At 60.8% G+C, this 13,518-nt stretch carries 17 protein-coding genes; 9 read left to right on the top strand and 8 right to left on the bottom strand.

What is annotated here, in order from left to right; genetic code table 11:
- Positions 1 to 116: 116 nt before the first annotated feature.
- Both AC53L6_RS04620 and AC53L6_RS04615 read right to left on the bottom strand, forming a co-directional pair.
- Positions 117 to 470: a nuclear transport factor 2 family protein gene (locus tag AC53L6_RS04620; RefSeq protein WP_299770354.1), complete on the bottom strand. Its 354-nt coding sequence runs from the start codon at positions 468 to 470 to the stop codon at positions 117 to 119.
- 1 nt (position 471) lies between these two features.
- The gene (locus tag AC53L6_RS04615; protein WP_496906955.1) at positions 472 to 1,338 is read right to left on the bottom strand and encodes a branched-chain amino acid aminotransferase; all 867 of its coding nucleotides are present in this window, start codon (positions 1,336 to 1,338) and stop codon (positions 472 to 474) included.
- Between the two features lie 150 nt (positions 1,339 to 1,488).
- On the opposite strand from AC53L6_RS04615, the gene AC53L6_RS04610 reads away from it, so the two are divergent.
- The 7 genes from AC53L6_RS04610 to AC53L6_RS04580 are packed head-to-tail and all read left to right on the top strand — an operon-like array spanning position 1,489 to position 7,457.
- A complete protein-coding gene (locus tag AC53L6_RS04610) occupies positions 1,489 to 2,001 on the top strand; it encodes a MarR family winged helix-turn-helix transcriptional regulator (RefSeq protein ID WP_299203547.1) in 513 nt (170 codons plus the stop codon).
- A complete protein-coding gene (locus tag AC53L6_RS04605) occupies positions 1,998 to 2,699 on the top strand; it encodes a response regulator (protein ID WP_299203544.1) in 702 nt (233 codons plus the stop codon). The genes AC53L6_RS04610 and AC53L6_RS04605 overlap by 4 nt, the downstream gene beginning before the upstream one ends.
- Before the next feature lie 54 nt (positions 2,700 to 2,753).
- A complete protein-coding gene (locus AC53L6_RS04600) occupies positions 2,754 to 3,692 on the top strand; it encodes a histone deacetylase family protein (protein WP_299700422.1) in 939 nt (312 codons plus the stop codon).
- Positions 3,689 to 3,931 (top strand): exodeoxyribonuclease VII small subunit, encoded by a 243-nt coding sequence (locus AC53L6_RS04595; RefSeq protein ID WP_299600948.1) that lies wholly within the window; start codon positions 3,689 to 3,691, stop codon positions 3,929 to 3,931. The genes AC53L6_RS04600 and AC53L6_RS04595 overlap by 4 nt, the downstream gene beginning before the upstream one ends.
- Positions 3,932 to 3,934: 3 nt before the next feature.
- Positions 3,935 to 4,801: a polyprenyl synthetase family protein gene (locus tag AC53L6_RS04590; protein ID WP_496906954.1), complete on the top strand. Its 867-nt coding sequence runs from the start codon at positions 3,935 to 3,937 to the stop codon at positions 4,799 to 4,801.
- Between the two features lie 7 nt (positions 4,802 to 4,808).
- Positions 4,809 to 6,737 carry a 1-deoxy-D-xylulose-5-phosphate synthase gene (gene dxs, locus AC53L6_RS04585; RefSeq protein ID WP_496906953.1) on the top strand — a complete coding sequence of 643 codons (1,929 nt, stop codon included), beginning with the start codon at positions 4,809 to 4,811 and terminating at the stop codon, positions 6,735 to 6,737.
- 60 nt (positions 6,738 to 6,797) lie between these two features.
- Complete coding sequence (locus AC53L6_RS04580) at positions 6,798 to 7,457, top strand: androgen-induced gene 1 family protein (protein ID WP_496906952.1); 660 nt, start codon at positions 6,798 to 6,800, stop codon at positions 7,455 to 7,457.
- On the opposite strand, the gene AC53L6_RS04575 is transcribed toward AC53L6_RS04580, so the two are convergent.
- Positions 7,442 to 8,035 carry an exopolysaccharide biosynthesis protein gene (locus AC53L6_RS04575; RefSeq protein ID WP_472726576.1) on the bottom strand — a complete coding sequence of 198 codons (594 nt, stop codon included), beginning with the start codon at positions 8,033 to 8,035 and terminating at the stop codon, positions 7,442 to 7,444. The two genes, AC53L6_RS04580 and AC53L6_RS04575, sit on opposite strands and share 16 nt — an antisense overlap.
- Positions 8,032 to 8,886 (bottom strand): SDR family oxidoreductase, encoded by an 855-nt coding sequence (locus AC53L6_RS04570; RefSeq protein ID WP_496906951.1) that lies wholly within the window; start codon positions 8,884 to 8,886, stop codon positions 8,032 to 8,034. Before AC53L6_RS04570 ends, AC53L6_RS04575 begins: the two co-directional genes overlap by 4 nt.
- 75 nt (positions 8,887 to 8,961) lie before the next feature.
- On the opposite strand from AC53L6_RS04570, the gene AC53L6_RS04565 reads away from it, so the two are divergent.
- On the top strand, positions 8,962 to 9,588 hold the full coding sequence (locus AC53L6_RS04565; protein WP_496906950.1) for a class I SAM-dependent DNA methyltransferase: 627 nt from the start codon (positions 8,962 to 8,964) through the stop codon (positions 9,586 to 9,588).
- Here AC53L6_RS04565 and AC53L6_RS04560 read toward each other — a convergent pair.
- Together AC53L6_RS04560 and dapD are read right to left on the bottom strand one after the other, a co-directional pair.
- On the bottom strand, positions 9,585 to 9,926 hold the full coding sequence (locus AC53L6_RS04560; RefSeq protein WP_299600929.1) for a DUF8846 family protein: 342 nt from the start codon (positions 9,924 to 9,926) through the stop codon (positions 9,585 to 9,587). The two genes, AC53L6_RS04565 and AC53L6_RS04560, sit on opposite strands and share 4 nt — an antisense overlap.
- On the bottom strand, positions 9,919 to 10,746 hold the full coding sequence (gene dapD / locus AC53L6_RS04555) for a 2,3,4,5-tetrahydropyridine-2,6-dicarboxylate N-succinyltransferase (protein WP_299770369.1): 828 nt from the start codon (positions 10,744 to 10,746) through the stop codon (positions 9,919 to 9,921). Before dapD ends, AC53L6_RS04560 begins: the two co-directional genes overlap by 8 nt.
- 119 nt (positions 10,747 to 10,865) lie before the next feature.
- Between dapD and AC53L6_RS04550 the strand changes: the two genes are divergently transcribed.
- Positions 10,866 to 11,708: an LOG family protein gene (locus AC53L6_RS04550; RefSeq protein WP_299600923.1), complete on the top strand. Its 843-nt coding sequence runs from the start codon at positions 10,866 to 10,868 to the stop codon at positions 11,706 to 11,708.
- A 54-nt stretch (positions 11,709 to 11,762) separates the two neighbouring features.
- On the opposite strand, the gene AC53L6_RS04545 is transcribed toward AC53L6_RS04550, so the two are convergent.
- Complete coding sequence (locus AC53L6_RS04545) at positions 11,763 to 11,975, bottom strand: hypothetical protein (protein ID WP_299600920.1); 213 nt, start codon at positions 11,973 to 11,975, stop codon at positions 11,763 to 11,765.
- A 239-nt stretch (positions 11,976 to 12,214) separates the two neighbouring features.
- The gene (gene rlmN, locus AC53L6_RS04540) at positions 12,215 to 13,393 is read right to left on the bottom strand and encodes a dual-specificity RNA methyltransferase RlmN (protein WP_496906949.1); all 1,179 of its coding nucleotides are present in this window, start codon (positions 13,391 to 13,393) and stop codon (positions 12,215 to 12,217) included.
- Positions 13,394 to 13,518 lie beyond the last annotated feature (125 nt).

Raw genomic sequence — 13,518 nt, 5'->3', positions numbered from 1 at the left:
GATTAAGCTCCCTGTTGGTCGAATGTCGCCAGACAACAGGGTTTGGGTGACGTGCGATTGGCGTACACGTAACAGAACAGGCAAGGTTTTGTGACGAGCGGGAATGCGCCTAAGTGCTAGGCCCGCCCCTGTGGTCTGTGACATGCCGATGCCTCAACCACCAAGCCGTCCGGCCCAAATCGCAACGTCTCTGCTGCCAGTACATCACGTTGGTTGCGGTAAGTGATGACCAGCATACCATGCCCATGCAACACATCCACGACCACAAAGGACAACGCAGGTTGCGCGGCGAGCGCGCGGCTCCAATAGTCGCGCAACGCCACCTTGCCCCGCAATTCGCCATACCCCACCAAGCGCATCGCCTTGGTCGAGCGAAAGATCACATCCTCGCTGTAGTGGGCAAGGATGCGATCAAGGTCGTGGGCGTTCCAGGCGGCCTCCCACTCGATCGCGAAGGCATCGTAGTCCACGCTATGCGCGCACCATTTTTTCGTAGCCTTCCGAGATCTCGCGCGTGATCGCACCAACTTCAAAGTTGTAGTCTGCAATCTCGCCCACCGGAGTGACTTCTGCGGCGGTGCCGGTCAGCCAGCACTGCTCGAACCCTTCAAGCTCTTCGGGCATGATCACACGTTCATGCACCTTGATCTGGCGATCTTCCAGCATGCCGATGACAGTCTGCCGCGTCAGGCCATTCAGGAACACATCCGCCTTTGGCGTGTGCACCTCGCCATCCTTGACGAAGAAGATGTTTGCACCCGTGCATTCCGCGACATAACCACGGTAATCCATGAACAACGCGTCCGAACATCCCTTGGCCTCTGCCGCATGCTTGGACGTGGTGCAGATCATGTAAAGACCCGCCGCCTTGGCATGGACGGGCGCAGTCTCGGGCGAGGGGCGCTTCCACTTGGCGATGTCGATCTTGGCGCCCTTGTACTTGGCATCGCCATAGTAGTTGCCCCATTCCCACGCCGCGATGGCTAGGTGCACAGGGTTCTTGGCAGACGCGACACCCATGTCTTCGCCTGCGCCACGCCAGGCCACGGCCCGCACATAGGCGTCGGTCAGGCCATTCACAGTCAGCACTTCCTGCTTGGCAGCTTCGATCTCGTCCACAGTCCACGGGATCTGGAAATCCAGCTCACCAGCCGAGTAGTGCAAGCGCTCGGAATGCTTCCGGCTGAGAAAGATATTGCCATCATAGGCGCGCTCTCCCTCGAACACCGAGGATGCATAATGCATGGCATGGGTCAGAATGTGGACGTTCGCCTGACGCCAGTCGACCATTTGGCCGTCCATCCAGATTTTCCCGTCGCGATCATCGTAGCCAGCCATGGCGCCCTCCGAATTTGCATATGTTGCGCAATTAGGACCGATGCGGTCACAAAGTTGCGCAAAACCTGCGATTCGATAGCCCTTCACTCTTGGAATGTCAACAAGGCTGACTTAAACTGCCTCAAAAGACGACCAGAGATGGGGACGGGCATGGCCGACGGACGCGGAACTGCTACTGCGGGTGGAGAGAACCTGCTTTTCCTGACGGATGAACAATTGCGTCAGGGGATCGAGGCGATGTTCTTTGCCTATCGCGGGTTCACCGCCGACCCGGATCGCATCCTGTCAGATATGGCCTACGGCCGGGCACATCACCGCGCGATCCACTTCATCAACCGCGCGCCCGGCACGACGGTCAACAACCTGCTCAACATTCTTGGCGTAACAAAACAATCCCTGAACCGCGTATTGCGCACACTAATCGAAGACGGGCTTGTCGAAAGCCGGGTGGGGAAAACTGACAAACGGGAACGACACCTACACCTGACTGAAGACGGTCGCGCGCTTGAAGGGCGGCTGTCAGATGCGCAGCGCGCACGGATGCGAGCCGCTTTCCGCGATGCAGGACCGGAGGCAGTGGCGGGCTTTCGCACCGTGCTCGAGGCAATGATGGACACGGAAATGCATCGAACCTATCAAAGACTGAAGGAGAGCGGTGCATGACTGAATTCGACACCCACCTGTTAATCGTCGATGACGACGAACGCATCCGTAGCCTGCTGCAGAAGTTCCTGATGCGGAACGGATTTCTGGTGACGGCCGCACGTGATGCCGCCCATGCACGACGGGTGCTATCGGGGCTCGATTTCGACATGATCGTGCTTGATGTAATGATGCCGGGCGAGGATGGGCTGAGCCTCTGTCGCAGCTTACGCGAGACACACGCGACGCCTATCTTGCTACTCACTGCCAAAGGTGAAACCGAAAACCGGATCGAAGGGTTGGAGGCCGGCGCCGACGACTACCTTCCCAAACCGTTCGAACCCAAAGAGCTTTTACTGCGCATCAACGCCATCCTGCGCCGTGTGCCCGATGTGGCACCGGAAGAGGCGGCCCCGAAAATTCTGACCCTCGGTCCCATCCGCTACGACATGGAGCGGGGCGAGATGTGGCAGGGCGAAGACCTCGTGCGCCTCACGGCAACCGAAATGCAGCTGATGAAGCTCTTTTCCGCCAAGCCGGGCGAAGCCATCAGCCGCGCCAAGCTGGTCGAAGACCTTGGCCGCGACCGTGGGCAGGCGCAGGAGCGTGCCGTTGATGTTCAGATCACACGTCTGCGGCGCAAGATCGAAAGCAACCCGAAACAACCCCGCTACCTGCAAACCGTGCGCGGTGCAGGCTACATGCTCGCACCGGATTGACCGTAAGGCGGATTTTAATCCGCCTTACTCAACAACCCAACGGGACGCACTCCAATGGCAACAGCCCTCCTGACACATGCGGACGGTCTCCTGCACGTCACGCCCACCGGAATGCCCGAACAAGTGGCACGACTGGATTACATACAGCGCGCTCTTACCGACCTCGACCTGATCCGAGTCGATCCACCCCTTGCCGACGATGCGTCCATCGCGCTCTGCCACCCGCAGGACTACATCGACTTCGTGCGCTCAAAGATCCCCGCCGATGGTTTTGCTGGTCTCGACCGCGAAACCGATGCCGAAACCTTCCTGTCGCCCACATCCTACAACGCCATCTGGCGCGCGGCAGGTGGCGCCGTCAAAGCGGTCGACATGGTGCTGGACGAAGAGGTGCAGAACGCCTTTGTCGCGATGCGCCCGCCCGGACACCACGCGGAACAGTCTCTACCCATGGGGTTTTGCATCTTTGGCAATGTCGCCATCGCGGCCAAACACGCACTGGAAATACATGGCCTCGACCGCGTGGCCGTAGTTGATTTCGACGTACACCACGGCAACGGCACCCAAGCCTTGCTGCAAGATGACCCACGCGCGCTGGTCATCACCTCACAACAAATGCCGCTCTGGCCCGGCACCGGGGCAGCATCAGATCGCGGCCCACACGGCACCGTCCTGAACATCCCGCTTGCCCCGCACACAGACGGCAACCACGCCATCGCGGAGTACAAACGGCAGGTCATCCCCGCACTGATCAAACATCAGCCCGACGTCATCCTGATCTCCGCCGGATTCGATGCGCATCAGGACGACCCGCTGGCCCAACTGAACTGGACGGCAGACACCTACACCCGCCTCACCGACATGCTGACAGAAACTGCACAAGCCCTATGCAAAGGCCGGGTGGTGTCGGTTCTCGAAGGGGGCTATGATCTGGACGCGTTGGCCGCTTGCGCCCGCGCCCATGTCCAATCGCTGATAAAGGCCGCCCAATGACTGACCGCCCCGTTGACGAAATGAGCTTCGAAGAAGCGATGGCCGAACTGGAACAGGTGCTGGGCCAGCTTGAACGGGGTGATGTGGCGCTGGACGATTCGATCAAGCTCTATGAACGCGGCGCGGCATTGAAGGCCCGGTGCGAAACCAAGCTGAAAGAGGCCGAAGAGAAGGTGGCTGCCATCACGTTGGACGGTGACGGCAACCCAACTGGGCTGAAACCTGCGAGCGATCTGTAATCCATGTTCCGCCAACGGCTGACGGATGCCGCGACCGCCATTCAGGCGCGGTTCAACGCCGTTCTTGGCGATCTCGACTGCGTGCCTGTGGTCGATGCCATGGCCCACGCAACTAGTGGCGGCAAAAGACTGCGCGGTTTCATGGTGCTGGAAGGCGCGCGTCTGCACGGAATAGACCCTAACAAAGCAATTTGGCCCGCATGCGCCATCGAAGCGCTGCACGCCTACTCCCTCGTCCATGACGATCTGCCCTGCATGGACGACGATGACCTGCGCCGGGGCGTACCCACGGTGCACGTCAAATGGGACGAGGCCACAGCCGTGCTGGCCGGTGACGCGCTGCAAACGCTGGCTTTCGAACTTGTCACGCACAAAGACGTCGGCCCCGGCGATGTCCGCACCGACCTTGCCCAATCGCTTGCCAAGGCGTCTGGTGCGCAAGGCATGGTGCTGGGACAAGCGCTCGACATCGCAGCAGAAACCGCTGATACGCCCCTTACACTCGACCAGATCACCGCCCTGCAACGGGGTAAGACAGGGGCACTGATCGAATGGTCTGCCACAGCAGGCGCGCGTATGGCACAGGCCGACATCACTCCGCTGCAAACCTACGCCCGCGCGCTCGGCCTCGCCTTCCAGATCGCAGACGATGTGCTCGACGTGACGAGCGATACCGCCACAATGGGCAAGGCTACGGGCAAGGATGCCGATGCAGGCAAGGCGACCTTCGTGTCGCTTCTCGGGCTGGACGAGGCGAAACGCCGCGCTGACCAACTCGTGACCGAAGCTTGCGATGCCTTACATATATACAATGCGGACGCTGATACATTGCGGGACGCTGCCCGCTTTGTCGTGACGCGCAACAGCTAGAGAGCCAATGTCAGACCGCCCCAACACCCCGCTTCTCGACACCGTGCACCGCCCCGCGGACCTGAAACGCTTTTCAGACGCGCAACTCCGGCAAGTCGCTGACGAAGTGCGCGCCGAAACGGTGTCTGCCGTGTCCGTTACAGGTGGGCACCTTGGCGCAGGGCTTGGCGTGGTCGAATTGACCGTGGCCCTGCACGCCGTGTTCGACACACCGCGCGACAAGCTGGTGTGGGATGTGGGCCACCAATGCTACCCCCATAAAATCCTGACCGAACGCCGCGACCGCATCCGCACCCTGCGGATGAAGGACGGGTTGAGCGGCTTCACCAAGCGCAGCGAGTCGCCCTATGACCCGTTTGGGGCCGCCCACTCCTCGACCTCGATCAGCGCCGCCTTGGGCTTTTCCGTCGCGCGTGACCTTGGCGGTCAGCCGCCCGAAGGGTCCGGCGATGCGATTGCAGTTATCGGCGACGGATCGATGAGCGCGGGCATGGCCTATGAAGCGCTGAACAACGCGGGCCACCTGGGCAAACGCCTGTTCGTGATCCTGAACGACAACGAAATGTCCATCGCCCCGCCCGTCGGCGCAATGTCGTCCTACCTGTCGCGGCTCTATGCACAAAACCCGTTCCAGGACCTCAAGGCCGCCGCCAAAGGTGCCGTAAGCCTGCTACCAGAACCCTTCCGCGAAGGGGCCAAGCGGGCCAAGGACATGCTCAAGGGCATGGCCGTCGGTGGCACATTGTTCGAAGAACTGGGGTTCAGCTACCTCGGCCCCATCGACGGGCACGACATGGACCAGCTGCTGCCCGTTCTGCGCACGGTCAAGGAACGGGCCACCGGCCCCATCCTGATCCACGTGCTGACCAAGAAGGGCAAAGGATACGCCCCCGCCGAAACTGCCCGCGACAAGGGGCATGCTACGGCCAAGTTCGACGTGATCACCGGCGAACAGAAAAAGGCGCCCAGCAACGCGCCCAGCTACACCAAAGTGTTCGCTGAACACCTGATCAAGCAGGCCGAAACGGATGACAAGATCTGCGCCGTCACCGCAGCGATGCCGGACGGCACAGGCCTGAACCTGTTTGCCGAACGCTACCCCAGCCGCTGCTTTGACGTCGGCATCGCCGAGCAACATGGCGTGACCTTCTCGGCCGCCCTCGCCGCTGGCGGGATGAAACCCTTCTGCGCGATCTACTCGACCTTCCTGCAACGCGGCTACGACCAGGTGGTGCACGACGTGGCAATCCAACGCCTGCCCGTGCGCTTTGCCATAGACCGCGCAGGCCTCGTGGGCGCGGATGGAGCGACCCATGCCGGTGCGTTTGACGTCGCCTACCTGTCCAACCTGCCGGGCTTCACCGTCATGGCAGCGGCAGACGAGGCGGAACTGGCCCACATGGTCGCCACCGCTGCCGCCCATGACGACGGCCCCATCGCCTTCCGTTTCCCACGGGGCGAAGGCACCGGGGTCGACATGCCGGAACGCGGTGAGCCGCTTAAGATCGGCAAGGGCCGCATGATCCAAGCGGGCAAGGGCGTCGCCCTCCTGTCTTTCGGCACCCGACTGGAAGAAGTGCAAAAGGCCGCGGAAAACCTGACCGCCAAGGGGATCACCCCCACCATCGCAGATGCCCGCTTTGCCAAACCGCTCGACCGCGACCTGATCCTAGACCTCGCCGCCAATCACGAGGCTCTGATCACCATCGAAGAAGGCGCCATTGGCGGCTTCGGCAGCCATGTCGCCCAGCTTCTGGCCGAGGAAGGTGTGTTCGACACCGGGCTCAAGTACCGCTCCATGGTCCTGCCCGACATCTTCATCGATCAGGCCAGCCCCGCAGACATGTACGCCGTTGCAGGCATGAACGCCGAACAGATCGAGGCGAAGGTGCTGAACGTACTTGGCGTAACGTCAATCGGCGAAGCGCGCGCCTAAGGCTTGCGTGAAACAAGGGGCTTCGGCCAAGCTATGTGTCACCAAACGTGTAGGTGACGCATGAACATCCACAGCCACCCCGTCCTGCTATATCGCTGGGTCGTCTTCCTTCTGGCGGCGGGCTACTGCCTGCACCAACTGATCCTCGGATCATGGGGCGGCGCGGGCGGACCCTTTCGCTACCTGACCATCTGGGCACTGTTCCTGTCGTTCTACGCCGCCAGCCGGATGCTGGCGCTCAGCGAACACAGGATCACCCGCAAGCACGAGGTGACGGCGATGTGCGCCGCCGCGCTGAATGTCATGGTCGTGTTTCTCTATTGGCGTCTCTACCTTGCCGATCCCTCTCTGGTGAATGGCGGCAATCCGATCATCTGGTGGCTTGAATACTATCTGCACGCTTTAGGTCCTGCGCTCCAGATCATCGACGCCCTGTTCATCGGGGCGGTGTTCCGCAAAGTCTGGCGGGCAGCACTGCCCCTGTTGGTTATTATCGGAGCATATGTCGCGTGGTCGGAACTGTTCGTGCAGCGGTTCAACACAAAGCCCGAGGGCACGGTGACAAGCGGGTTGCCCTACCCCTTCCTCAACTCAATGGAATGGTCCGAACGTGCCACATTCTATGGCGCGAATGCAGCCATTGCTCTGGGCCTGCTGGTGGTCTTCGGGGTTGTCGGCGCGGTACTCTACCGGGTCCGCCGCCCTCAGGCCGCCGCCTGAGCCAGCCATAAAACAGCCAACACCTGTGCGGCCACGGCAATGTGCCCTGCCAACACGTACATCCCGTCATGCGTCAGCAAGCCAAAGGCCATCAGCGCCAACGCACCCGCACCAAAGGACGTGACAAAGGGAAAGAACTCAAGGAACGGCCACTGCAGCGGCATGGCCATGCACAGCATCAGGGTCACAAGGCGCAGCGGATGGCGCGTCAGTATGCGCAGACGCGGATGCGAGTGACGGTCGATCCAGGCCGCGGGACGGCGCAACCATCCCGTCGCAACGTGCAACCGTTCGGCCCGCACGCGCCGGTTCCGCAAGAAGGGCGGCAACCAAAGCTGTTTGCGACCCACCGCAGCCTGCAAAATCAAAGTCAGCAGGATCAGCGAAGACAAGGTGGGCATGCCCGGTATTCCGGACAGGGGTGACACCAACAGGATCGACACGATCAACACAATGGGCATGATCGACTGCTCGCCAATCTCGTCCAGGATATCCTGAACCGAAACGACCTCTCCGCCGCCAGCCTCGTCGACCGCATCCAGAAGGCGCGTCAGCGTGCGGGGATCGTCGCCGGTCATTCCGATTGCTGCAACAAGGCCGTCAAACCAACCTTGTATGTCGGGTACAACAGTTTCACGCCCAGCTCGTCCTTGATGCGATCATTCCGCACCCGCTTGCTTTCAGCATAAAAGCTGCGGGCCATCGGCGTCATCTCGGCCGTTTCAAAATCCTCGGCTGGCGGGGTCGGCAGCCCCAACAACTGCGCCGCATATTCAATGACATCCTGCGGCGGCGCCGGATCATCGTCGCAGACATTATAGGCCGTGCCCGGTGCAGGCCTTGCAATGGATGCAGCAACGATTTGGGCAATGTCCTCCACATGGGTGCGCGAAAAGACCTGGTTCGGCTTGATGATGCGCCGCGCCGTGCCCGCCCGTACCTTGGCAAACGGTCCGCGGCCCTGGCCATAAATGCCAGCCAGACGAAAGATGTGCAGCGGCAATCCGGGTATCGCCTGCCACGCCGCTTCCGCATCCTTGCGCCACTGACCTCGACGGGTGGAGGGGCTTAGCGGCGTGTCTTCGTCCACCCATTCCCCGCCATGATCGCCATAAACGCCAGTGGTCGACAAATAGCCCGCCCACTCAAACTGATCCGCACGGTCACGTATCTGGTCCCCAACCGCGCGCAAGACCGGATCACCCTCGGCATCCGGCCCGGCCGAAATCAGCAGATGCGTCGCGGACCTGATCGCATCACTCACATCATCACCGGGAAAGATCAGCGGCTCCACCCCCGTCGCGGTCAAAGCCGCCGCCTTGTCGGCGCTTCGGGTGGTCCCGATCACCCGCCAACCCTGCGGGATCAGCAGTTCTGTCAGTGCCTTGGCGGAATAGCCGTGGCCAAAGGAAAGCAAAGTCTTCGTCATGCCCCATAGGTGGCGCGCACGCGGGCTGCACACAAGCCCCTTGCAAAGCATGTCGCAGGCCCGCCTAATCACCAGATGACAGATGATCCTTCCCTCGACAGCGCCTATGCGCTCGAAACGCCCGAGGACTCGGTGCAGCTCTATTCCGCGTGGGCAGACACCTATGACAGCGATTTTGCCCGAAACAGTGACTACATTCTGCATGAACAGGTGGCGCGGCACTTCGTGAACACCGGTGGGTTCGGGCCGGTTTTGGACGTAGGCGCAGGCACGGGCCTGTGCGGCGCAGCGCTGGCCGCGCGTGGGACTGAACCAATAGACGGGACCGATATCTCAGCCGACATGCTGCAGATGGCAGCGGCCAAGGACATCTACCGCACAACGCGCGTTGAAAACATACTTGAGGGCTTGGACACACCTGACGGTCCGTATCAGGGAGCCATCAGCTCGGGCACCTTCACCAACGGGCATGTAGGACCGGAAGGGATCGACGCGGTCATCGCAGCGGTGCGTCCGCGCGGCTGGATCGTTCTGTCAGTGAACGCACAGCACTTCACGGCGTCCGGGTTCGACGCAAAACTGACCGCGTTAGAGCCTGATATCGAAGACCTCAGCCTAACCGAGGTTCCCATCTACGGCGCGGGCGCCACCGGCGACCATGCACAGGACACGGCACTTCTGGTCGCCTTCCGCCAGGCCTAGTCCTTGTCGAAAAACGGGGTGACCTGCGCGACGATGACGGCATTTTCGTCCAGCGCGCGCTGCATCAACGCCCGTTCTTCACCGTCAATCTCATGCCCTTCGGCCAATCGCTCATCCAGCGTGCCATAGCCGGTCACATCCAAGGGTGCGGTATCGGCCTGCTTGAGCAGCGCAACAGTCTCCCGCACGGCCTCAGCCTCGTCCACACCGCTGGCAAAACACATCAGCGCGGCGCCGGTCGCACCATCAGGCAGACCATCACCGTCCTTGCGCCCGATCTGCACCAGCAGGGTAAAGACCTGTTGCGGCTTTTTGGGCTTGTTGGGCTTATCAGTCACGCAACAGCTCGTTGATCGACGTTTTGGAGCGTGTCCGCTCGTCCACGCGCTTCACGATGACAGCACAGTACAGGTTGATCCCGTTCTTCGACGGCATCGACCCAGCCACGACAACAGAACCCGAAGGCACTTCGCCATACATGATCTCACCACTTTCGCGGTCCACGATCTTGGTCGACTGGCCGATGAACACGCCCATGCCCAGAACCGAGCCCTCGCGCACGATACAGCCCTCAACCACTTCGGACCGCGCACCAATGAAGCAATTGTCTTCAATGATGGTCGGACCGGCCTGCATCGGCTCCAGCACGCCACCGATGCCCACACCACCCGACAGGTGCACGTTCTTGCCGATCTGCGCGCAGGACCCAACGGTGGCCCACGTATCGACCATGGTGCCTTCGTCCACGTAAGCGCCCAGGTTCACAAAGGACGGCATCAGCACCACACCCGGCGCGATAAAGGCGGACTTGCGCACAACGCAGTTCGGCACGGCCCGGAAACCGGCCGTCTTCCACTGGTTGTCGCCCCAGCCTTTGAACTTGCTGTCGACCTTGTCCCACCAGCCGCCACCTTGCGGGCCGCCATCCTGCTGTTCCATGTCCTTGATGCGGAAGCCCAGCAGCACAGCCTTCTTGGCCCACTGGTTCACATGCCAGTCGCCGCTGTCCTGCTTCTCAGCGACGCGCAGGCTGCCGCTGTCCAGCGCATTCAGCGTGTCTTCGATCGCCTCGCGCGTCTCACCCGTGGTGGCGGGCGTGATGGTGTCGCGGGCGTCCCACGCGGCTTCGATGGCGGTTTCCAGCTGGGCGTTGGACATCGGAATCTCCCCTGATTGATCGCGGCGCTTAGACAACAATCCGTGGCCCCATGCAATCATATCTGGGCAATGCCCGCATGGCACGCTACGCCTAGTCCAAGCTGACAGGAGCAGACAGAATGAAAGACGATCACCGCAGCCCGTTCCGTGACGCGTACACAGACCGCAAAGCGGCCGAGGGTGCGCCCGACACGCCACAGACCCGGTCGCCCGCGTATCCACTGGCCTTCGCCGATCCGGAATTCCTGTGCCGGGATGAACTGCGCCCCGTCCGGCTGCAGCTTGAACTGCTCAAGCCCGAGATGATGATGAATGAACAGGGGATTGAATCAACAATCGTCCTGTTCGGCGGCGCGCGCATCCCCGACCCGGTGAACAAGGACGACGCACGCACCCAGACACTGGCCGACCTGTCGTCTTTCTATGACGAGGCGCGCAGCTTTTCCCGGCTAATGACAGAAAAGTCGATTGAAAGCGGCGGCCGGGAAAACGTCATCGTCACAGGCGGCGGCCCCGGCGTGATGGAGGCGGGCAACCGCGGGGCGGTCGACGCAGGCGGGCACTCCATCGGGCTCAACATCGTGCTGCCCTTTGAACAGGCGCCCAATCACTACGTGACACCGGATCTGAGCTTCAACTTCCACTACTTCGCCATCCGCAAGATGCACTTCCTGATGCGGGCACGCGCGATCTGCGTCTTTCCCGGCGGGTTCGGCACATTGGATGAGCTTTTTGAATCCCTCACCCTAATCCAAACAGGCCGGATGGAACGCATCCCTTTCCTGCTGTTCGGCAAGGCATTCTGGGAGAAAATCATCAACTGGGATGCGCTGTCAGACGCCGGCACGATCTCGGCCGACGATCTGGACCTGTTTCGCTTCGTGGACAGCGCAGAGGAAGCGATTGACGTAATCGACAACTGGGGGCCGACCACCAAGCGCGGTGAAGTCCCCGGTCGGTAACAACAGCCCGGTCCTGGCCGCGCGAAACGCGACCAACATAATAGTATCTTGCGTTCAGGCTGCGAGTTCGGTGGGCAGTTTGCAGACAGCCACACGATGCGGCAGCGTTTCCACAACGTCACCGGCCTCGGTTTCACGAATGCAATAGCCATACCCGGCCAGCCGGTGCATCCACTCACGACGCGAGAGCGCCTGGCTGCGCTCGCGGCTTACAAGGTCCAAAACCTGCGCTTCTTGAAAGCGGTCTTGTGCAAAAATCATCGACATAACAGTCACTCCATTCCCTTTTCCCTGTGCCTGTCATGCCAACGCACCATGGCGCCATTGGCGCGCAAACAGGAAAAGATTGTGACCATTTCGCGAACAGTTACACGCATGCGTTGTCAAGAACGCCATGTTTTCCGGAAACTTGGCGGGCCAACGCAGGTCGAAAGGCGCCACTTTGGAAACAAACCCAGTCGTCTGGACCCGACGAAATGGAATGGAGCACCTGCCGCGTGGCCGAACTAACTGTTCAATCCAGCCTCCGCCGCAATTTCCTTGCGGCTCTTGCGTGCGCGCTCGGTCGCCGACTTCAACTGACCACAGGCCGCCAGAATATCCTCGCCCCGCGGCGTGCGGATTGGGCTGGCATAACCCGCCTGATAGATGATGTTGGCAAAGGCGCGAATGCGATTGTTCGACGACCGCTTGTAGGGCGCGCCGGGCCATTCGTTGAACGGGATCAGGTTCACCTTGGCCGGAATACCCTCCAGCAACTTCACCAGCCGATGTGCATCTGCGTCCGTATCGTTCACACCATCCAGCATCACGTATTCAAAGGTGATCCGTTCTGAATTGCGCCCGCGCGGATAGGCTTTCAAGGCCTCAAGCAGCGCCTCGATATTCCACCGTTTGTTGATCGGGACAAGCTTGTTCCGCACATCATCGGTGGTGGCATGGAAAGACACGGCAAGCTGGCAGCCAATCTCGTTCGCAGTGCGCTCAATCTCCGGCACGACGCCTGACGTACTCAACGTGATCCGACGGCGGGACAACTGAATGCCTTCTTCGTCCATCGCGATCTTCATCGCGTCGCGCACATTCTCGAAGTTGTACAGCGGCTCGCCCATGCCCATCAGCACAATGTTCGACAACAGCCGCGTCTCATCTTTCGGCGCGCCCGGCACCGGCCACTCGTCCAGATCGTCGCGCGCCATCATCACCTGCCCGACAATCTCTGCCGATGTCAGGTTGCGCACCAGCTTCTGCGTGCCGGTGTGGCAGAACGAACAGGTCAACGTGCAACCCACTTGCGAACTCACACACAACGTCCCGCGATCTTCCTCGGGAATGTAGACGACCTCAACCTCATGCCCACCGGCAATACGGACCAGCCACTTGCGGGTGCCATCAACGCTCACCTGCTTCGACACAACCTCGGGGATCTCGATGACAAACTTCTCGGCCAACTCTGCGCGATACACCTTGGACAGGTTCGTCATCGCATCAAAATCACGCACGCCCCATTGATAGATCCATTGCCAGATCTGCCCAACGCGCATCTTGGCCTGCTTTTCCGGCGTGCCATGAGCGATCAACACATCCCGCAATTGCGGACGGGTCAGACCAACAAGATTCACAGGTCCCTCCGGCAGTTTCCGGGGGATCGTCAAAACATCCTGCGTGATCGGCGCGTCAGCCATGGCTCTATCCATAATTGGGGTGATGCGCCCCTATATAGGAAAAGCAGGGGCAATCAAAAGGATTCGCCCAAATGAAAAAGAGCAGCGGACCAAACCACTGCTCTTTCTTCTGGCTTGAAATACCT

Source organism: Tateyamaria sp. LSS28 (assembly GCF_059611725.1).
Note: the sequence above shows the minus strand (reverse complement) of the source record. Positions and strands in the feature narration are given on the sequence as shown.